Genomic DNA, 19,873 nt, shown 5'->3' on the forward strand with positions numbered 1-19,873 from the left:
CAGTCTGTTGCCCCCTGAACACGCAGGGTTGCGCGCAATTTAAGCCGCGGGCCGCAACCAAGCAAGCGCTTGGGCAGAAGATATTTCAGTGGTTTACAAACCAAGCGCTTGCTTGGTAGCCTCCAGACACTTCTGTCGCAGGTTCCTGAGTCGGAGATAAAAATGCCCACCACCGTTCGGATCGGATGCGCCAGCGCATTCTGGGGTGACACCAGTACCGCCGCCGCACAACTTGTGGCCGGCGGGCAGCTGGATTATCTGGTGTTCGATTACTTGGCCGAAATCACCCTGTCGATCATGGCCGGCGCGCGCATGAAGGACCCGCAGGCAGGGTTCGCCGGGGACTTCGTTGAGGTGCTCGCGCCGCTGCTGCCGCAACTGGCTGAACAGAAAATTCGCGTGATCAGCAACGCCGGCGGGATCAATCCGAAAGCCTGTGCCGCCGCCCTGCAGGCTGCCTGCGACAAGGCCGGGGTCAGTCTGAAAATCGCCGTGCTGCTCGGCGATGACCTGCAACCGCAATTCAAGCAACTTGCCGCCCAAGGCATCCACGAAATGTTCAACGGCACGCCGCTGCCGCCGATGTGCGTATCGACCAACGCCTACCTCGGCGCACCGGGCATCGTCGAAGCCCTGCGCCTGGGCGCCGACATCGTCATCACCGGGCGTGTGGTCGACAGCGCGGTGGTCAGTGCGGCGCTGGTGCATGAGTTCGGCTGGGCGTGGCACGACTACGACAAACTGGCCCAGGCCGCGCTCGCCGGGCACATCATCGAATGCGGCGCGCAATGCACCGGGGGCAATTTCACCGACTGGCGCGACGTGCCGGACTACGAACACATCGGTTTTCCCATCGTTGAAGTCAGTGCCGACGGCCAGTTCATCGTGAGCAAACCCGAAGGCTCCGGCGGATTGGTGACGCCGCTGACCGTTGGCGAGCAGATGCTCTATGAAATCGGTGATCCGCAGGCCTATCTGTTGCCGGATGTAGTCTGCGATTTCACTCAAGTGAAACTGCAGCAACAGGGCAAAAACGCCGTGCACGTCCACGGAGCCAAAGGCCTGCCGCCCAGCGATAAATACAAGGTCAGCGCGACCTGGCCGGACGGATTCCGCTGCACAGCCAGTTGCCTGATCGCCGGCATCGATGCGGTGGACAAGGCGCGCCGCGTCAGTCAGGCAATCATCGACAAGACTGCAGAAATGTTCAGCCAGCGCGGCTGGCCACCCTACAGCGAAGTCAACATTGAACTGCTCGGCAGCGAAGCCACATACGGCCCTCACGGCCAGCGTCGTGACAGCCGCGAGGTGGTGATCAAACTTGCGGTGCGCCATCCACTGAAACCGGCGCTGATCCTGTTCTCCCGGGAAATCGCCCAGGCTGCCACCGGCATGGCACCGGGACTGACCGGCATCGTCGGCGGACGGCCGACGGTGTATCCGCTGATCCGTCTGTTCTCGTTCCTGATCGATAAAACCGCCTGCAGCCTGCACATCGACATGGCCGGTGAACAGCATCCCTGCGCCCTCCCCGCGCAAATGCCGCTCGACAGCCATGACCTGCCAACCCCCGACCAGCCACCCAAACCCCAAGGCCGCGCCGACGCCAGTGTGCCGTTGGTGAAACTGGCGGTGGCGCGCTCCGGTGACAAGGGCAACCACAGCAACATCGGTGTCCTGCCGCGTCGACCGGAATACCTGCCATGGATCGCCGAAGCGCTGACGCCAGCGGTGATCGTCGACTGGATGCGCCATGTGCTCGACCCGATTCACGGCCGGGTCGAACGCTGGTACCTGCCCGGCACCCACAGCCTGAATTTTCTGCTGGAGAACGCGCTTGGCGGCGGTGGCGTGGCGAGTCTGCGCATCGATCCCCAGGGCAAGGCCTTCGCTCAGCAACTGCTGGAAATCCAGATCCCGGTGCCGCAGAGCATCGCCGAACAACTCGACTAGAGGTTGGGCTTCATGGCTTACGCATCGATTTTCAAAGCCGATCTGTTCAGCGGCCAGACCATCATCGTCACCGGTGGCGGCAGTGGCATCGGCCGTTGCACCGCGCATGAACTGGCGGCGCTCGGCGCCACTGTGCTGCTGGTCGGGCGCAAACCGGAGAAGCTGCAAAAGGTCGCCGCCGAAATCAGCGAAGACGGCGGCCGCGCCCATTGGCAGGCCTGCGATATCCGTGACGAAGACGCGGTGAAACAACTGGTCGCCGGGCTGATCGCCGAACACGGGCCGATCCACGGTCTGGTCAACAATGCCGGCGGCCAGTACCCGTCGCCACTGGCCGCGATCAATCAGAAAGGCTTTGAAACCGTATTGCGCACCAACCTGGTCGGCGGCTTCCTGATGGCCCGGGAAGTGTTCAACCAGTCGATGAGCAAACACGGCGGCAACATCGTCAACATGCTTGCCGACATGTGGGGCGGCATGCCCGGCATGGGCCACTCGGGCGCGGCACGTTCGGGGATGGACAACTTCACCAAAACCGCCGCGTTCGAGTGGGGGTACGCCGGGGTGCGGGTCAATGCGGTGGCGCCGGGCTGGATCGCGTCCAGCGGCATGGACACTTATGAAGGCGCTTTCAAAGCCGTGATCCCGACCCTGCGCGAACACGTGCCACTCAAACGCATCGGTACCGAATCGGAGGTCAGTGCGGCGATCGTTTTTCTGCTCAGCCCGGCGGCGGCGTTCATCAGCGGCAGCACCTTGAAAATCGATGGTGCGGCCAGTCTCGGCAGCCGCGCATGGCCGTTGCACAAGGCAAGCCACAGCGAGTCGTTCAACGGTTTCCATCGGGCGTACCTGCCCGACGTGCTCAAGGACAAGGAGTAAGCCATGCCGCAGATCCAGTCCCAACTCGATCCGCACAGTGAAGCTTTCGCGCGCAACTGCGCGGCGATGCTCACGGCCATCGAGCAAGTCCAGCAACTGGAACAGAACCTGCTGAACAAGGCTGCCGAAGCCAAGGGCAAATTCGACAAGCGCGGGCAACTGCTGCCCCGCGAACGCCTGAACCTGCTGCTCGACCCCGGCGCGCCGTTCCTCGAACTGGCGAGCCTGGCCGGCTACAAGCTGCACGACGACAAGGACGGCAGCGCTGCCGGTGGCGGCCTGATCGCCGGCATCGGTTACGTGTCCGGCATACGGGCGATGGTGGTGGCCAACAACAGCGCGATCAAGGGCGGCACGATCTCCCCCACCGGCCTGAAAAAATCCCTGCGGCTGCAACAGATCGCCCTGGAAAACAAACTGCCGGTGATCACTCTGGCAGAGAGCGGCGGCGCCAACCTCAATTATGCGGCGGAGATATTCGTCGAAGGCGCACGCAGTTTTGCCAATCAGGCGCGGATGTCGGCCATGGGGTTGCCGCAAATTACCGTGGTGCACGGCTCGGCGACGGCCGGTGGCGCCTATCAACCGGGGCTGTCGGATTACGTGGTGGTGGTGCGCGGCAAGGCCAAGCTGTTTCTCGCCGGACCGCCACTGCTCAAGGCCGCGACTGGCGAGGTCGCCACCGATGAAGAGCTGGGCGGCGCCGAGATGCACGCGCAGGTCGCCGGCACCGCCGAGTATCTGGCCGAGAACGATGCCGATGGCGTGCGCCTGGTCCGCGAGATCTTGCGCATGCTGCCGTGGAACGAGCAACTGCCGTGGCTGCCCGAGCCGCAATACAAGGCGCCGCTGTACCCGATCGACGAGCTGCTCGGGCTGATTCCCGACGACCCGAAGAAGCCCTACGACGTGCGCGAAATCGTTGCGCGGATTGCCGATGAATCGGAGTTTCTCGAATTCAAGGGCGAGTTCGATCAGCAAACCATCTGCGGCCAGTTGAAAATCCACGGCCGCGCCTGCGGCTTGATCGGCAACAACGGCCCGATCACCCCCGCCGGCGCGAGCAAGGCCGCGCAGTTCATTCAGCTGTGCGACCAGAGCCAGACGCCGCTGCTGTTTTTCCACAACACCACCGGTTTCATGGTCGGCACCGAGTCCGAGCAGCAAGGCGTGATCAAACACGGCTCGAAACTGATTCAAGCGGTGGCCAATGCGCGAGTGCCTAAACTGACGATTGTCGTCGGTGGCTCCTACGGTGCCGGCAACTATGCGATGTGCGGACGCGGTCTCGATCCACGTTTCATCTTCGCCTGGCCCAACAGCCGCACCGCGGTAATGGGCGGCGCGCAGGCCGGCAAGGTGTTGCGCATCGTCACCGAGGCCAAACAGCTCAAGGAAGGCCTGGTGCCGGATCCGAAAATGCTCGACATGCTCGAACAGGTCACCGCGCAGAAACTCGACAGCCAGTCCACCGCGCTCTACGGCAGCGCCAACCTGTGGGATGACGGCCTGATCGATCCGCGCGATACGCGCACCCTGCTCGGTTACCTGCTGGATATCTGCCACGAAGCCGACATCCGCACGTTGCAACCCAACAGCTTCGGCGTCAGCCGCTTCTGACTGCCACGGATCCCAAGGAGAACAATAAAAATGATCTTCACCCCGGAACACGAAGCACTGCGCCGCACCGTCCGCCAATTCGTCGAGCACGAAATCAACCCGCACGTCGATGAATGGGAAAAGGCCGGACGCTTTCCAATCCACGAGATTTTCCGCAAGGCCGGCGACCTCGGCCTGCTGGGGATTTCCAAGCCGGAAAAATTCGGCGGCATGGGCCTCGACTACAGCTATTCGATTGTCGCCGCCGAAGAGTTCGGCACTATCCACTGCGGCGGCATTCCGATGTCGATCGGCGTGCAGACCGACATGTGCACCCCGGCGCTGGCCCGTTTCGGCTCCGATGAATTACGCGACGAATTCCTCCGTCCGGCGATCACCGGCGAGCAGGTCGGTTGCATCGGCGTCTCGGAAGTCGGTGCCGGCTCCGACGTCGCCGGACTCAAGACCAGCGCGCGCAAGGACGGCGACGACTACGTGATCAACGGCAGCAAGATGTGGATCACCAACTCGCCCAGCGCCGACTTCATCTGCCTGCTGGCCAATACCTCGGACGACAAGCCGCACATCAACAAGTCGCTGATCATGGTGCCGATGAACACCCCGGGCATCAGCCTCAGCTCGCACCTGGACAAGCTCGGCATGCGCAGCTCGGAAACTGCCCAGGTGTTTTTCGATAACGTGCGTGTGCCGCAGCGCAACCGCATCGGCCACGAAGGCGCCGGGTTCATGATGCAGATGCTGCAGTTCCAGGAAGAACGCCTGTTCGGCGCGGCGAACATGATCAAGGGTCTGGAATATTGCGTCGACAGCACCATCGAGTACTGCAAGGAGCGCAAGACGTTCGGCAACGCGCTGATCGACAATCAGGTGATCCACTTCCGCCTCGCCGAACTGCAGACCGAAATCGAATGCCTGCGAGCGCTGGTCTATCAGGCCACCGAGCAATATGTGAAAGGTCAGGACGTCACGCGTCTGGCGTCGATGGCCAAGCTCAAGGCCGGCCGTCTCGGTCGTGAAGTCAGCGACAGTTGCCTGCAATATTGGGGCGGCATGGGCTTCATGTGGGACAACCCGGTGGCCCGCGCCTATCGCGACGTGCGGCTGGTTTCGATCGGCGGCGGCGCCGACGAAATCATGCTGGGGATCATCTGCAAACTCATGGGCATCCTGCCGGGGAAAAAGAAATGAGCCCCCTGCCCGATTGCCAGACTCTGTTGCTGGAACTGCACGGCGGCGTGCTGCACATCACCCTCAATCGCCCGGACAGCCGCAATGCGATGAGCCTGCAAATGGTCGCCGAACTGCGCGCGGTATTGGCGGCGGTGCGCGATGACCGCGGGGTTCGCGCTCTGGTCCTCAGCGGTGCCGGTGGGCATTTCTGTGCGGGGGGCGACATCAAGGACATGGCCAATGCCCGTGCCCAAGGCACCGACGCTTACCGCGAGTTGAACCGCGCCTTTGGAGCCCTGCTGCAAGAGGCTCAGGACGCACCACAAGTGCTGATCACCGTTTTACAGGGCGCAGTGCTCGGTGGTGGTTTCGGGCTGGCATGTGTCAGCGATATCGCCATGGCCGATCATCAGGCGCAGTTCGGCCTGCCGGAAACCAGCCTCGGTCTGCTGCCGGCGCAGATCGCGCCATTCGTGGTGCAGCGCATCGGCCTGACCGAGACCCGCCGCCTGGCACTGACCGCCGCACGTTTCGACGGTCATCAGGCGCGGCGGCTGGGGCTGGTGCATTTCGTCGAGCAGGATCCGCAGGCACTGGCAGAACGACTCGACGAAGTGCTCGACCATGTTTTGTGCTGCGCACCCGAAGCGAATGCGGCGACGAAAAAACTGCTGCTCGCCAGTGCCGGGCAGCCTTCGAGTGAATTGCTGGATGAAGCGGCGCGGTGGTTCAGCGAAGCGGTGACCGGGGCCGAAGGGATCGAGGGCACCCTGGCTTTTGTGCAAAAACGTAAACCTGGGTGGGCCCCTTAAAAGCTTCGCGAGCAAGCCCGCTCCCAAAGTTTTTGTGAACGATGCAAATTCCTTGTGGGAGCGGGCTTGCTCGCGAAGAGGCCAGCACCAACACCGCAAATTCCGAGGGAACAGCCATGCCCGTCATCCACAAAATCCTGATCGCCAACCGCGGTGAAATCGCCTGCCGCATCCAGCGCACCGCCCAGGCCCTCGGCTATCGCACCGTCGCCGTATTCAGCGATGCCGACGCCGATGCCCTGCACGTGCAGATGGCCGATCAAGCGGTGAACATCGGCGCCGCATCGGTGCAACAGTCCTATCTGAACATCCCGGCGATCCTTGACGCCGCACGCCGCAGCGGTGCCGACGCGATCCACCCAGGCTACGGCTTTCTCTCGGAAAACGCCGAATTCGCCCGCGCCTGCGCAGCGGCCAACCTGACCTTCATCGGCCCCAGCGCCGAGGCCATCGAGCTGATGGGCAGCAAGCGCCTGTCGAAAATCGCCATGCTCGACGCCAGTGTTCCTTGCATCGCCGGCTATCAAGGCGCCGCGCAGGACGACGCCACTCTGCTGCGTGAAGCCGAGCGCATCGGCTACCCGCTGATGATCAAGGCCAGTGCTGGCGGCGGTGGACGCGGCATGCGTCTGGTGCACAGCAGCGAGGAATTGCCGGCGCAATTGCGCACCGCCCGCTCCGAAGCGCTGAACGGTTTCGGCAGCGACGAACTGATCCTCGAACAGGCACTGATCGAACCACGGCACGTCGAGGTACAACTGTTCGGCGATAGCCATGGCAACCTGATCTACCTCGGCGAGCGCGATTGCTCGGTGCAGCGCCGCCATCAGAAAGTCGTCGAGGAAGCACCCTGCCCGGTGATGACCCGCGAGTTGCGCCAGGCCATGGGCGAAGCGGCATTGAAGGCTGGCCGCGCGGTGAATTACCTCGGTGCGGGCACCGTCGAGTTTCTGCTCGATGCCCGTGGGCAGTTCTACTTTCTGGAAATGAACACGCGTCTGCAGGTCGAGCATCCGGTGACCGAACTGATCACCGGGCAGGATCTGGTCGCCTGGCAATTGGCCGTCGCCGAGGGGCAGCCGCTGCCGTTGACTCAGGATCAGCTCGCGCTGAACGGCCACGCCATGGAAGTGCGTCTGTATGCCGAAGATCCGACGCAGAATTTCCTGCCGCAGACCGGTCGTGTACAGGCCTGGGAACCGGCGTTGGGTCCGGGGGCGCGGATCGATCATGGCGTGCTCGAAGGTCAGTCGATCAGCCCGTTTTATGATCCGATGCTCGGCAAACTGATCGCCCACGGCGCCACCCGCGAAGAGGCACGGCGCAAGCTGCTGCGCGCGGTGCAGGACAGCGTGCTGCTCGGCGTTCAGAGCAACCAGCGTTTGCTGGTCAGCCTGCTGCAGCATCCGCAGTTCATCAGCGGTGAATTCAGCACCGCGTTCATCGCGCAGCATTTCACTGACCACCCATGCCTGCACACTTACGCCCCCACCGCCGAGGAGCTGGCCATCGCCGCCGTGCTGTTTTATCAGGCTGGCGCGCAGGTGCATCGTGCGCCGCTCAAAGGTTGGCGCAACAATGTCGGCGCGCCGCTCAATTACCGCCTCGGGCTTGAACAGCAGGACTGGACCGTGCAACTGCTTGCGCACGGCGATGACCGCTTCACCGTGAACGTGATGCAGCGCGCACTGGCGCTGACCGTCATCAATTGCGACGAGCGCGCGGTGACACTGGAAGTCGACGGCCTGCGCCAGCGTCACGCCTACCGGATCGATGGCGAAGAACTCTGGCTGTTCACCCACCCCGGCAACCTGCGCCTGGAGGATCGAACTCATGCGCTGATCAGCAGTCAGAGCAGCGTCAGCTCCGGCACACTGAAAGCGCCGATGGACGGTGCCATCGTCGACGTGCTGGTCAGCGAAGGCAGTCCGGTCAGCAAGGGTCAGTTGCTGGTGGTGCTGGAGGCAATGAAAATGGAGCATCCGCTCAAGGCCGGCATCGATGGCGTGCTCAAGCGGGTGCAGGTCAAGGTCGGCGATCAGGTAAAAAATCGTCAGGTTCTGTTGCAGGTCGAGTGAGTCGCCAGGCGCAAACGCAAGGTTTGACTACGCTCTGATCTATCAGGACGCGTAAATCAGGAAACCTGCGATGCCCCATTGGCTGGTCATTGATCTGGAAGCCACCACAGATGAAGGTGGCTGGCCGGTTACGGAAATGGAAATCATCGAAATCGGCGCGACGCTGGTCGACCGTGCCGGTCGCGAGCAGGATCACTTTCAGCGGTTCGTCAAACCGACCCGGCGGCCGTTGCTGACGCCGTTCTGCCGTGAGCTCACGCACATCACCCAGGCCAACATCGACACCGCACAGCCGCTGAGCGAGGTCTGGCCGGCCTTCGAACGCTGGCTCGGGCAACACCAGACGCGCCTCGAAGGCTGGGCCAGTTGGGGCGATTACGACCGCAAGCAGTTGCTCCAGGAATGGCAGCGCCTGCAACTCGACAGCCTGCTGAGCCGGGTGCCACACATGAACCTCAAGCAGCGCTTCGCCAAGGCCCGGCGCCTGGAACGACCGCTGGGCTTGAACGGTGCGCTGCAACTGGCCGGCATGCAGTTCAGCGGTCAACAGCACCGAGCCCTGGAAGATGCGCGCAATACCGCGCGGTTGCTGCCGTTGGTCTTGCCACTCTGAAGTCAGGGCGAGAACTCGCCGGACACGCCCCGGGCAGGTGACGGCGCCGGGAGCCTTGTGCATACTGGCCAGCCTTTTTTAACCCTTTTTTGCCCTTTTCGAGAGGAATCGCCCATGTTCAAAGTCAACGAGTACTTCGACGGCACCGTCAAGTCGATCGCTTTTGGCACCGCTGAAGGTCCGGCGACCATCGGCGTCATGGCCCCGGGCGAATACGAATTCGGCACCGCTCAGCGCGAGATCATGCACGTGGTCTCCGGTGCGCTGACCGTCAAACTGCCGGACAGCAGCGACTGGGAAACCTTCGCCGCCGGCAGCCAGTTCAACGTTCCGGCCAACAGCAAGTTCCAGCTGAAAGTCGCCGTTGATACCGCTTACCTGTGCGAATACCGCGGCTAAGCCCACGGTTTTTCCCGGTGCAAAAAAATGCCCGTGTCCATGGACACGGGCATTTTCATTTCTGGCCTCGGTTACTCGAGGATTTCCACCGGCATTCCGACTTCCAGTTGACCATTGCTGTCGTTGACCAGGTTCTGCCCGAACATCGCGCCATCGGCCTGCGCACGGTATTTCTGCAAGGTTGCCAGCGGTTCGCGATCAGCACTGCGTTCGCCGGTTTGCGGATCGATGGTGGTCAGAATGCAGCGCGAGCAAGGCTTCACCACGCGGAACTCGACGTCACCGATACGAATGCGCTTCCAGCCGTCCTCGGCGAACGCCGCGCTGCCTTCGATCACCAGATTCGGCCGAAAGCGCAGCATCTCCAGCGGTCGTCCGACCTTTTGCACCAGATCCTCAAGTGACGCTTCGCCAATCAGCAACAGCGGGAAACCGTCGGCGAACGCGACCTGATCGTCCTCGCGGCCATAACCGGCCTGCGTCATGCGCGCGCGATCAAGCGGCACCTGCACCAGACGGGTCGGTTTGCCGATGAACTCGCTGACCCAGCGGGCCGCTGCATCACCGGCATCCGGCACGCGCAGGGTGTCACGCCAGATGGTCACACCGCGCAAGTCGGAATCGGCCTCGGGCAATGGCACGTCCAGCGCGGCAAGCCCGGGGGCACTCAGGGTCAGACCGCCCTGCGCATTCCACAGCGCCGACAACTGGCTCATTTTCGCCTCGGCCCGCTGGGTCAGAAAGCGGCCGCTGGCTTCATCCACGAGCATCCAGCGTCGGTCCCCTGCAAGGCCCAGTTTGTCCAGGCCAATCGATTGCAGAATCTCGGGTTTGCCGGATTTCAACGGATAACGATAAAGCGCGCTCAGACGCAGCATGGCCAGCTCCCTGGTGGGCAAAAAAGCCACCCTATACGAGCTTTATCGGCGAATCAAAGACAGATGCGCGCCCCCCTGAAAAGATAACTTTGTGGCGAGGGGATTTATCCCCGATGGGGCGCGAAGCGGCCCCACCTGAATCAAGAAGCGGGACCGCTGCGCAGTCCATCGGGGATAAATCCCCTCGCTACAGGGTTTCGTCAGGCTGGCACTTCATCGAGCATCAGACGCTGACGCACCACATCGACCAGTTTGTCCGGCTGGAATTTGGAGAGGAAGTTGTCGCAACCGACCTTCTTCACCATCGAGTCGTTGAAGCTGCCGGACAGCGAAGTGTGCAACACCACGTACAGACCGCGCAGACGCGGATCGTTGCGGATCTCGGTGGTCAGGCGATAGCCGTCCATTTCCGGCATCTCCGCGTCGGTGAACACCATCAACAGCTTGTCGGTCATGTTCACGCCGGTATCGGCCCAGGCCTTGAGCATGTTCAGCGCCTTCAGACCGTCACTGGCGATGTGCATTTTCACCCCGAGCTGGCCAAGGGTGTCGCGCAGTTGCGAAAGCGCCACGTTGGAGTCGTCCACCAGCAGCACTTCGCGGCCACGGGCACGCTCCAGCACCGGATCATCGAGCTTGTCACGCGAGACCTTGGCGTTGTACGGGACGATTTCGGCGAGGACTTTCTCGACGTCGATGATTTCCACCAATTGATCGTCAACCTTGCTGATTGCAGTCAGGTAGTGCTGGCGGCCAGCACTGGTCGGCGGCGGCAGAATGGCTTCCCAGTTCATGTTGACGATGCGATCCACGCCACCGACGAGGAAAGCCTGCACCGAACGGTTGTACTCGGTGACGATGATGGTGCTGTTCGGGCCCGGCACCAGCGGGCGCATGCCGATCGCCTGAGACAGATCGATCACCGGCAGCGTCTGCCCACGCAGGTTGACCACGCCGCAGACAAACGGGTGACGCTGTGGCATCAGGGTCAACTTCGGCAGTTGGAGAACTTCCTGAACCTTGAACACGTTGATCGCGAACAATTGGCGTCCGGCCAGTCGAAACATGAGAATTTCCAGGCGATTCTCACCCACCAGTTGCGTGCGTTGGTCTACCGTGTCGAGAATGCCGGCCATCAATGACTCCTGGGCTTGTTCTGATGAATTCACTACTAAGTGGGGTTATCGGCTGTTTATGGCGATTCTTGATCCCCACAAAATTCACCATCAAAATGCCACACATGGGCATTGATGTCACATTAACATCATGGTTTACTGACCCGGTGTTTTCATCTGCTACATTCTCTTCTGGCGCGACCACAGTTTGCGCCACAGGTTCCCGCGCGTAAGGGAATCCCCTAGGAACAATCAGGCCCAACCTGATGTTCGCAATATCCAATAGCCATTAATGTGACGCCATTCTCATTGCATGAACGGAGTCAGGCTATTGTGTGCGATCGCAGGTCAGTGGAACCCCACCCTCTGGAAAACCTCAGCCAGTGCAATTGCACGGTGGGGCGCGATCTCCCGACGATCCACGAACGTCGACACACACGGCATTCCCTCATCAGACATGACGCTGTGGAGATAAGCATGCCAATCGACCGTAAAGACTGGGCGCAACGCTTTCCCGAATTCCTCGTCGAAGCTGAAACACTCCTGGCCAAGTCCGAAGAGTGCCTGAGCCACCTGCAATTGATCAGCAACGACAAAGACGCCATCGACTGCATGCGCAACACCCTGCTCAAACTGGCGAGTCGGGCTGAAGCGTTGGCACTGGAGGCGATCTCCGAGTTTTCCCTGCATATCCACAGCCTGCTCGACCACGCGCCGGATCATATCGATCTGCACGCACAGGCGCTGAATGCGCTGCAGGACTGTTTCACCCTGATGGCCTGGCAGATTGAACTGGTCGATCACAATACCGGCCAATTGAGCCTGGATGGCAGCGAACAAACCTCACTGATCGAAGCTTTCGCGTTTCAGGTCGGTCAAAACCAGTTCAAGCCACCGCTCCGGCCCCAGCCGGTTTCGCTGTTGTCTTATTCCGAGCGTCAGGCGTGATCCGCCGCATTCAAAGCGTAAATCCAGGCTGAAGACGGGAATCGCTGAATGTCGCAATTGAATAGTTCATACCTGCCAGCGACAATTCGAATTAAATAATCACACCTGACACCAGCGGATATTCTGCCGCGGCCTCAGGGTTTGCCTGTATCTGTGTAACGATCAACTTCGAACCACACGGATCTCTACCAAGCACAATAAAACGACATTTTCCATAATGGAACTCACGTCCAACATGACGTATTTCCTGACTCATTGGACATATATGGCAAACGCGACCAACGGTATCTTAAGTGGTATTATGCCGACCGTTAGTTGCTTTCAACTACTGGCACAGTGATTCAGCGACTGTCATCCAACGAACTTGATGGTCGAATATCGTTCACTGTACTTCGTTAAAATCAATAACATAATTGACAGCATTTTCAGACAGAGATCCGCCAGCCACCGGCCGGTCTGCCCGTAGCGAACATCCATTGGCTCCATCCGTTATGTACGCCAGCCTCAAGTCAATCATCAAATGGCCACCGTCCCGGGAAAATGCACGCCGGTTCACTCTCATATTGAGTGTCATCGCCGCCGCTGGCAGCCTGCTGACCTACGGATTGTCTGCTCCGCTCTCACTGGGTCTGCTGCTGTTGAATATTGCCGCCACTGCTTGTGTCTGGGTGCAATATCGACTGTCGCGCAAATCGATCAAGTTTCAGCCTCAGGAACTCGCCGACCGTTTGCTGGAAGTCCAGGAAAACGAACGCCACCGTCTCAGCCGTGAACTGCACGACGATATCGGCCAGTTACTGACAGCGGCCAAGCTGCAAAGTGAATGGCTGAAAAAACGCCTGCCAGCCGACTTGCAAGCGCAATGCTCGACACTCTGCGACACCCTTGATGAAACCCTCAACAAGGTGCGCGATGTTTCCGCCATTCTCAATCCGCGCCAACTGACCAGCCTCGGGCTGGAGGCCAGTCTGCGCGCGCACCTGCTCAAGACCCTGGCGAACACCTCGGTGCACTGGAGCCTCGATTGCCAGCAACGGCTCAATGGCATTCCGGAAGAAATGGCGGTCGCTGCCTTTCGCATTGCCCAGGAAGCGGTCACCAACATTCTGCGTCACGCGCAGGCCAGCAATCTGCTGATCCGCGTGCAACGCTTGCCAAAAGGCCTGACGCTGTTGATCAGCGACGACGGCCAAGGCTTTGCGCCTGCCGCGGATCCGGGCCGGGAAGGACAGCGCGGAATGGCCGGGATGGCCGAAAGGATCGAACAGTTGGGCGGCACGCTGAACGTCATCAGCGAGCCGGGCAAAGGCACTCAAATCGAAGCACTATTCCCCTGGGCGCCCCGTGCACTCGAGCGGGCCAGTACGAATAAGGTTATGCGTTGACTTGTAACTTACTTCTGGTGGATGACCACTCGCTGATCAGGGCCGGCGTGCGCGCTCTGGTGCTCGATATTCCCGGTTACGCGGTCGTTGGCGAAGCCAGCGACGGCTCGCAGTTGCTCGAAATGGTCGAGCAACTGGCGCCCGACATCGTGTTGCTGGATATCTCGATGAAGGAAACCGGTGGCCTGGAAGCCTTGCAACGGCTCAAGCGGGTGCGCCCGCAAAGCAAGGTGCTGATTCTCTCGATGCACACCGATCCGGCGCTGATCATGCAGGCGCTGGAGTCCGGCGCGCACGGTTACCTGCTCAAGGACACCACGGCCACCGAGCTTGAACACGCCCTCGAAGCCTTGCGTAATAACGAGCGCTACTTGAGCCCGGCCATCGCCCACACCGTGATCAACCAGGCGCTGACGCGCACGCAGAAAAACCAGCCGGAAGTCGCCGACTCGCACAATCTGACGGCACGCCAGCTGGAAATCCTGCGGTTGATCGTACGCGGCAAATCCACTCGGGAGATCGCCAACGGCCTGGGCCTGAGCATCAAGACCGTCGAAACCCACCGCTCGCAGATCATGAAACGCCTGCAGATCTACGACGTGGCGGGTCTGGTGCTGTTCGCGGTGCGCGAACAGATCATCAGTCTGGACGACTGATCGAACCCGCGCCGCCCAACAGCGGCGAATGCTCCGGCAAATGCACCTGCAAGGCGGCGGGGCGCGCCTCGAAACGCAGGCTGTCGCCATCCAGCGGCTCGCCGTCAAGGTTGATGCTCAGCCCCTCGGCGACCTTGATTTCGACCCAGGGCAAACGGGCCCGGACAAACATATTGTCGAGGCCGAAGCCGTCGCTGAGCAGGTTCTTCAGCGTGCCCACCAACTCCTGTGGCGCCGGCAGAATACTGATGTCCAATAGACCATCGTCCGCCAGTGCCTGCGGGCACAAGACGTGTCCGCCGCCTGCCTGACGACCGTTGCCGATGCCCAATGCGAGCAGCTCGCCGCTCCAGTGAAAGTCCGGCCCTTGCAGTTCACCGTAAGCCGCGTGCAGCTCACTGAAGCGCGACAAACCGGTGAACAGATAGGCGGCCCCGCCGAGCACTTTTTTCAGATCTTCAGAGGTATTGGCCGTGACCTGGCTGCCGAAACCACCCGTCGCCATGTTCAGGAAAATCTGCCCACCGACTTCGCCCAGGTCAATCTTGCGCGGTGGCACGTCCAGCATTTCCAGTGCTTCGGCCGGCTCCAGCGGGATCCCCGCCGCGCGGGAAAAATCGTTAGCCGTTCCTAGCGGCAACAGCACCAGACTGGCCTCGTCCGGATGCGCGGCAAGCGCTTCAGCGATATCGCGCAACGTGCCATCTCCGCCTCCGGCGATGATCTTCCGATAGCCACTCGCCAGTGCTTCTTCCACCAGACGCTGAGCGTCACCGGCCTCCCAGGTCAGCCTTACGGCCAATTCCCAGCCCTGCTTGCGTTTGCCTTCGACGGCGGCGCGAACCGCCTCATTGAGTGCCTGCTTGCCATGCAGAATCAACAGCGCCCTGCGTTCACTCATTACGGTCACTCCCCAAGATTGAATCGGTATGAAACATCTTGACCACTGGTGCAGGCAAAAAAGCCATGGGAACACCATTTAATTCAAGCGACTGACCTGTTGCGTCCTACGCGACGGTATTTTTTCTTACAACATGTGAGGAATCGGCTCAATTGACCGGACACGATCCTTGATTCACCTTGTGCAGGTGGTATCAATTTTCGATTCAACAACACAAGGATGTGCAGGTAATGATTGGATACACCCTCGGAGCTGTTGGCAGTCTGGATGACGGGAAGGCCGGTGCGCTTACATTTGAAACAGCCGATGGACATTTCCATGCCAAGCCATGAAGCCAGAATTGCAAATAGTCCAGTTGCCCCTCTGGACGAAAGTCGCGCCAGTCACAAATCCGATTTCAGAAAGAACGCCAGAACCGCTGGAGAAGTTGATATGGAACCGCGCGTGACCGAACTGGAAACCCACCTCAAATACATTCGTCGGGATATGGACGAAGTTCGCGGGGATGTAAAGACCATCAAGCACCGTCTCGCCTATTCGGCGGGTGCGACGGCGGTGGTCCTGGGACTGCTGGGATGGGTTGCCAACAGCCGGTTCGATCAGTTGGTCACACTGATGAGCCATTGACAGAGGAATGCAGGCATCGACGCGGTATCGGTCGAGCCTGCAATTACCGGAAGCGGATCAGCCGAGCAGGTCGCTCAGGGGAATGAACCCGACCTCATCGCCTTCTACCAGCGTGCGGCCTTCCAGCACCTCTACCAGACCATCCGCCCAGGCCGCGCTGCGCAGCACACCGGAGCTTTGATTGCGGTAGATGATCGCCCGCCCCTGCTCGAGACGACCGCGCAGGTATTCGCGCCGATTGCCGGCCACAGGCCAGACAAAACCTGCCGGAACCGTAAACTTCAGGGGTTCGACATCCTGTACGCCCTGACGCCGCAACAAGTAGGGCCGCGTGAGCAGAGCAAAGGTCACCAGCGTCGAAGCGGGGTTGCCCGGCAGGCCGATGACCGGCACCTTGCGAAAATGACCGAATGTCAGCGGCTTGCCCGGTTTGATGGCCAGTTTCCACAGCGCCAGCTCGCCCTCTTCCCGCAATGCGATGCCAAGAAAATCCGCTTCACCGACCGACACGCCTCCGGTCGAGAGAATCAGGTCGACACCCTGCAAGTCGCCAAGGCACGCCCGCGTGGTCGCCAGATCGTCCGGAAGAATACCGGCATCAATCACTTCACAACCCAGGCGCTGCAGCCAACTGCACAACACCACCCGATTACTGTTGTAGATCTGCCCCGGCCCCAGCGGCCGGCCCGGCTCGACCAGCTCATCGCCGGTGGACAGCACCGCCACTCGGACCTTGCGTACCACATTCAGCCCGGCACACCCCTGCGACGCCGCCAGACCTTGTTCGATCGGTCCCAGCCGGATACCTGCAGCCAGAATCAACTCACCCACCGTGGTTTCCTGGCCTTGCGGGCGAATGTTCTGGCCGACGCTCATGGTTTCGATGAAACGCACGCTGCCATCGTCCTGAACTTCGGCGTTCTCCTGCATTTCCACGCAATCGGCCCCGTCAGGCACTGGCGCACCGGTGAAGATCCGCGCGCAGGTACCGGGCTTCAACGGCTCAGGCGCCTGCCCGGCAAAGACTTTCTGGCTGACCGGCAGCGGTGCGCCGGTCCAGTCGGCCAGATTCAGGGCATAACCATCCATGGCGCTATTTGGCCAGGGTGGTAGGTCCAGGGTCGAAACCAGGTCCTCGGCGAGCACCCGCCCCTCGACTTCGGCCAAGGGCAGAAACTCGCGTTCGACAATCGGCGAGGCTTCAGCCATCTCCAGCAGGCGGGCCAACGCTTGCTCGACAGGCATCAGGCTGCCGGTCTTGCCCGGCTTACCCACGGGATTCACAGGGCGCCGCCTGTTTCAGGTGAGGGACGAAGTTGCACGGACGGTGCCGCGAATCCAGCTGTTCGGCGAGAATGCCGTCCCAACCGGTGCGCACCGCATTGGTCGAACCTGGCAGGCAGCACACCAGTGTGCCATTGGCCAGGCCGGCCAGTGCCCGCGACTGCACGGTCGAAGTACCGATATCGGCCACCGAGATCTGGCGGAACAGTTCACCGAAGCCGTCAACCTGCTTGTCGAGCAGACAAGCCACGGCTTCAGGCGTGCTGTCACGCCCGGTGAAACCAGTGCCGCCGGTAATCAACACGACCTGCACGACGTCCTCGGCAATCCAGTGGGCAACTTGCGCGCGGATCTTGTACAGGTCATCTTTGAGCAGGACCCGTTCGGCCAAGCGGTGACCGGCAGCAGTCAGGCGGTCGACGAAGACCTGGCCTGAGGTGTCGGTTTCCAGGGTTCGGGTATCGCTGACAGTCAGCACCGCAATGTTCAGCGGCGCAAAAGGTACATCGGCCTTGGCTTTCATTAGGCTCGTCCAGTTGTAGGAGAAACAGCCCGGTGTTATATCACAGCGCCTGAATTTTTCGCCGCCCCGCTGGAGAGCTGCCATGACCTCGAATACGCCATTGCCCCCCTGCTCCATTCTGCTCCTGGCAGGCGGACGCGGCCAGCGCATGGGCGGCCAGGACAAAGGGCTGGTTGAATGGCAGGGTGAGCCGCTGATTGCGCATTTGCAGCGCAAGGTCCGACCGCTGACTGACGATCTGATCATCTCCTGCAATCGCAATCACGAGCGTTATGCAGCCTACGCTGATCAATTGGTCAGCGATGAGCAAGGCGATTTTCCCGGTCCCCTGGCCGGCATCCTCGCCGGACTCAAGGCAGCCCGCCAGCCACACCTGCTGGTCTTGCCCTGCGATGTGCCGCGAATCGACGCCGCGCTGTTGCAGGACATGCGTGAAACCGCCGGCCTGTTTCCTGAAAAACCTTTAATGTTGCGTCACGACGACCACTGGGAACCCCTGCTGTGTGTAATTCCCGTCGCCCTGTTGCCCGCCTTCGAAACCGCGTGGAACGCCGGCGAACGCAGCCCCGGCCGAATCATGCGCAATCTCGGCGCGACTGCCCTGCAATGCCCCGACAATGACCCGCGCCTGGCCAACCTGAACACCCCCGAACTGTTAAATGCGCATAACACTGTGTCAGACTGACAGCATTCAAGGAACTCTCACGCCTTGTACACGTCTCAAGCTCAGTAACCAAAGTATTCCCATTCGGAGACACACCCATGACTCAACGGACCCTCGCCACTTTCATGCTCGCACTGGGCCTGGCAACTCTCGCTGGTTGCTCGTCGCCAACAGTGATCACCTTGAATGACGGTCGCGAAATCCAGGCCGTCGACACCCCGAAATACGATGAAGATTCGGGCTTCTACGAGTTCAAACAACTCGACGGCAAAGAGACCCGCATCAACAAGGATCAGGTTCGTACCGTTAAAGAGCTGTAAGCTTTACGTCGACACCAGATACAGAAAAGCCCGCATTAATGCGGGCTTTTTCATGGGTGCGGGGAAGTGAATGGCGTCACCACTGCAGGGTGATCTGACTTTCGAACTCGCGTTCTTCGCCGGTCACCGGGTCGACAAACCGCAGCCCCTGTGCCAACAGCTTCAACGGATTGGCATAGTCATCCTCAACGTCTTTCAACACATCCGGGTAGAACGGATCGTTACAGATACTCGCCCCTAGCGCGGTCATATGCACCCTTAGCTGATGCTTCTTGCCGGTCACCGGGTACAGGCCGTAGCGCCACAGATCACCATTCTTTTCCCGGACTTCCACCGCCGTTTCAGTATTGGCGACACCTGGGCCTTCCTGCATGCGGAAGAACGGTTCGCCGTCGATCAGGCGACTTTTATGCACCAGGGGAAATTCCAGTTCCGGCAGCGCACGGGCGATCGCTTCATAACGTTTATCGATCTGCCGGGTCGGGAACAACGACTGATAAGCCGAGCGGGTTTGCGGGTTGGCGGAAAAGATCACCAGCCCTGCCGTGTGCCGGTCAATGCGGTGCAGTGGCACCAGATGCGGATTATCGAGGCGACGGATCAGACGGCGCAGCAACGTCTGTTCGACGTACTCGCCGGCCGGTGTCACCGGCAGGAAGTGCGGCTTGTCCGCCACCACCAGATGTTCGTCCGCATACAGGATCGACTCGACCACCGGGATCGGTTTTTCATCCGGCACTTCACGGAAGTAGTGAATACGCAGGCCTTCCTTGTACGGCAGATCCAGCGCAATCGGCTGTCCCTGCCCATCCAGTACCCGGCCCCGGGCGATCCGGTCCAGCCATTGCTCGCGACTGATCGCACTGAAATGCTCACACAGGCAATCAAGGACGGTAGGCCAACTGCCCGGAGGAAGGTAAAGGGTGCTGGCCTGATTCTGCGCAGCGGAAAACGTTGGTGTGGACATACGGAAATTCGAACCCTCAATGCAGGTCGGCATTATCCAACACTGAGCGATACGAACCTAGCGCCGATTCCTCCGCCC

Annotated in this window: 20 protein-coding genes; 14 read left to right on the forward strand and 6 right to left on the reverse strand. The window is 60.8% G+C overall.

Going from position 1 to position 19,873, the window contains the following annotated elements; genetic code table 11:
* Positions 1 to 162: 162 nt before the first annotated feature.
* The 8 genes from E4T63_RS19150 (at position 163) to E4T63_RS19185 (ending at position 9,527) form a co-directional block, all read left to right on the forward strand.
* The gene (locus E4T63_RS19150) at positions 163 to 1,953 is read left to right on the forward strand and encodes an acyclic terpene utilization AtuA family protein (protein ID WP_134786995.1); all 1,791 of its coding nucleotides are present in this window, start codon (positions 163 to 165) and stop codon (positions 1,951 to 1,953) included.
* A gap of 12 nt (positions 1,954 to 1,965) precedes the next feature.
* Positions 1,966 to 2,835, forward strand: coding sequence for an SDR family oxidoreductase (locus tag E4T63_RS19155; RefSeq protein WP_115989249.1), 870 nt, complete (start codon positions 1,966 to 1,968; stop codon positions 2,833 to 2,835).
* A 3-nt stretch (positions 2,836 to 2,838) separates the two neighbouring features.
* Positions 2,839 to 4,455: a geranyl-CoA carboxylase subunit beta gene (gene atuC / locus E4T63_RS19160; protein WP_027613408.1), complete on the forward strand. Its 1,617-nt coding sequence runs from the start codon at positions 2,839 to 2,841 to the stop codon at positions 4,453 to 4,455.
* Between the two features lie 30 nt (positions 4,456 to 4,485).
* Entirely contained in the window at positions 4,486 to 5,643 is a 1,158-nt protein-coding gene (gene atuD / locus E4T63_RS19165; protein ID WP_027613409.1) for a citronellyl-CoA dehydrogenase, read from the forward strand.
* Positions 5,640 to 6,437 carry an enoyl-CoA hydratase/isomerase family protein gene (locus tag E4T63_RS19170; protein ID WP_135296279.1) on the forward strand — a complete coding sequence of 266 codons (798 nt, stop codon included), beginning with the start codon at positions 5,640 to 5,642 and terminating at the stop codon, positions 6,435 to 6,437. Before atuD ends, E4T63_RS19170 begins: the two co-directional genes overlap by 4 nt.
* 116 nt (positions 6,438 to 6,553) lie before the next feature.
* A complete protein-coding gene (locus E4T63_RS19175) occupies positions 6,554 to 8,515 on the forward strand; it encodes an acetyl/propionyl/methylcrotonyl-CoA carboxylase subunit alpha (protein ID WP_135296280.1) in 1,962 nt (653 codons plus the stop codon).
* A 70-nt stretch (positions 8,516 to 8,585) separates the two neighbouring features.
* Positions 8,586 to 9,128, forward strand: a complete 543-nt coding sequence (locus tag E4T63_RS19180) for an exonuclease domain-containing protein (RefSeq protein WP_134786998.1) — start codon at positions 8,586 to 8,588, stop codon at positions 9,126 to 9,128.
* Positions 9,129 to 9,242: 114 nt separating this feature from the next.
* Positions 9,243 to 9,527 carry a pyrimidine/purine nucleoside phosphorylase gene (locus E4T63_RS19185; RefSeq protein WP_003226701.1) on the forward strand — a complete coding sequence of 95 codons (285 nt, stop codon included), beginning with the start codon at positions 9,243 to 9,245 and terminating at the stop codon, positions 9,525 to 9,527.
* Positions 9,528 to 9,598: 71 nt separating this feature from the next.
* On the opposite strand, the gene E4T63_RS19190 is transcribed toward E4T63_RS19185, so the two are convergent.
* Together E4T63_RS19190 and E4T63_RS19195 are read right to left on the reverse strand one after the other, a co-directional pair.
* The gene (locus tag E4T63_RS19190; RefSeq protein WP_097088280.1) at positions 9,599 to 10,405 is read right to left on the reverse strand and encodes an MOSC domain-containing protein; all 807 of its coding nucleotides are present in this window, start codon (positions 10,403 to 10,405) and stop codon (positions 9,599 to 9,601) included.
* Between the two features lie 200 nt (positions 10,406 to 10,605).
* Entirely contained in the window at positions 10,606 to 11,541 is a 936-nt protein-coding gene (locus E4T63_RS19195) for a chemotaxis protein CheV (protein WP_003226705.1), read from the reverse strand.
* Positions 11,542 to 11,997: 456 nt separating this feature from the next.
* Here E4T63_RS19195 and E4T63_RS19200 point away from each other — a divergent pair, with 456 nt between their 5' ends.
* The 3 genes from E4T63_RS19200 (at position 11,998) to E4T63_RS19210 (ending at position 14,509) form a co-directional block, all read left to right on the forward strand.
* Positions 11,998 to 12,468 (forward strand): hypothetical protein, encoded by a 471-nt coding sequence (locus E4T63_RS19200; protein WP_098964877.1) that lies wholly within the window; start codon positions 11,998 to 12,000, stop codon positions 12,466 to 12,468.
* A gap of 491 nt (positions 12,469 to 12,959) precedes the next feature.
* Positions 12,960 to 13,853: a sensor histidine kinase gene (locus E4T63_RS19205; protein WP_027613415.1), complete on the forward strand. Its 894-nt coding sequence runs from the start codon at positions 12,960 to 12,962 to the stop codon at positions 13,851 to 13,853.
* Positions 13,850 to 14,509, forward strand: coding sequence for a response regulator (locus E4T63_RS19210; protein WP_007969079.1), 660 nt, complete (start codon positions 13,850 to 13,852; stop codon positions 14,507 to 14,509). The genes E4T63_RS19205 and E4T63_RS19210 overlap by 4 nt, the downstream gene beginning before the upstream one ends.
* On the opposite strand, the gene yegS is transcribed toward E4T63_RS19210, so the two are convergent.
* Positions 14,493 to 15,410, reverse strand: coding sequence for a lipid kinase YegS (gene yegS / locus E4T63_RS19215; protein WP_135296281.1), 918 nt, complete (start codon positions 15,408 to 15,410; stop codon positions 14,493 to 14,495). The genes E4T63_RS19210 and yegS overlap by 17 nt on opposite strands.
* Before the next feature lie 318 nt (positions 15,411 to 15,728).
* Between yegS and E4T63_RS28610 the strand changes: the two genes are divergently transcribed.
* Complete coding sequence (locus tag E4T63_RS28610; protein ID WP_171061883.1) at positions 15,729 to 16,037, forward strand: hypothetical protein; 309 nt, start codon at positions 15,729 to 15,731, stop codon at positions 16,035 to 16,037.
* Positions 16,038 to 16,094: 57 nt separating this feature from the next.
* Here E4T63_RS28610 and E4T63_RS19225 read toward each other — a convergent pair whose 3' ends face one another.
* Together E4T63_RS19225 and moaB are read right to left on the reverse strand one after the other, a co-directional pair.
* Complete coding sequence (locus tag E4T63_RS19225) at positions 16,095 to 17,321, reverse strand: molybdopterin molybdotransferase MoeA (RefSeq protein WP_135296282.1); 1,227 nt, start codon at positions 17,319 to 17,321, stop codon at positions 16,095 to 16,097.
* The gene (moaB, locus tag E4T63_RS19230; protein WP_003226719.1) at positions 17,305 to 17,844 is read right to left on the reverse strand and encodes a molybdenum cofactor biosynthesis protein B; all 540 of its coding nucleotides are present in this window, start codon (positions 17,842 to 17,844) and stop codon (positions 17,305 to 17,307) included. Before moaB ends, E4T63_RS19225 begins: the two co-directional genes overlap by 17 nt.
* Before the next feature lie 82 nt (positions 17,845 to 17,926).
* Here moaB and mobA point away from each other — a divergent pair, with 82 nt between their 5' ends.
* Positions 17,927 to 18,529 carry a molybdenum cofactor guanylyltransferase MobA gene (gene mobA, locus E4T63_RS19235; protein WP_134787001.1) on the forward strand — a complete coding sequence of 201 codons (603 nt, stop codon included), beginning with the start codon at positions 17,927 to 17,929 and terminating at the stop codon, positions 18,527 to 18,529.
* 77 nt (positions 18,530 to 18,606) lie between these two features.
* The gene (locus E4T63_RS19240; protein ID WP_003226722.1) at positions 18,607 to 18,828 is read left to right on the forward strand and encodes a YgdI/YgdR family lipoprotein; all 222 of its coding nucleotides are present in this window, start codon (positions 18,607 to 18,609) and stop codon (positions 18,826 to 18,828) included.
* A 76-nt stretch (positions 18,829 to 18,904) separates the two neighbouring features.
* On the opposite strand, the gene E4T63_RS19245 is transcribed toward E4T63_RS19240, so the two are convergent.
* Positions 18,905 to 19,795, reverse strand: coding sequence for a pseudouridine synthase (locus E4T63_RS19245; RefSeq protein ID WP_135296283.1), 891 nt, complete (start codon positions 19,793 to 19,795; stop codon positions 18,905 to 18,907).
* Positions 19,796 to 19,873 lie beyond the last annotated feature (78 nt).

It is taken from the genome of Pseudomonas fluorescens, from assembly GCF_004683905.1.
GTDB lineage: Bacteria > Pseudomonadota > Gammaproteobacteria > Pseudomonadales > Pseudomonadaceae > Aquipseudomonas > Aquipseudomonas putida_A.